General features: G+C 68.8%; 1 protein-coding gene. It reads right to left on the reverse strand.

Annotation, left to right across the window (positions count from 1 at the left end; genetic code table 11):
• Positions 1–272, reverse strand: a 272-nt coding sequence (locus tag L6D75_RS27235) for an AMP-binding protein (RefSeq protein WP_236193982.1), incomplete at both ends; no start/stop codon positions are given.

Here is a 272-nt window from a genome sequence, read left to right on the forward strand (position 1 = left end):
CAGCACGCCGCCGGTCTCGGTCTGCCACCAGGTGTCGACGATCGGGCAACGTTCCTTGCCGACGGTCTTGTAGTACCAGTTCCACGCCTCGGGGTTGATCGGCTCGCCCACCGAGCCCAGCAGGCGCGGGCTGGAGCCGTCGGCGCCGGCCACGGCGGCCTCGCCCTCGGCCATCATCGCGCGGATGGCGGTGGGCGCGGTGTAGAGGATGTTGACCTTGTGCTTGTCGACGATCTTCGACACGCGGGTGATGTCCGGGTAGTTCGGCACGC

Origin of the sequence: Pseudomonas faucium (genome assembly GCF_021602585.1) — a bacterium.
GTDB lineage: Bacteria > Pseudomonadota > Gammaproteobacteria > Pseudomonadales > Pseudomonadaceae > Aquipseudomonas > Aquipseudomonas faucium.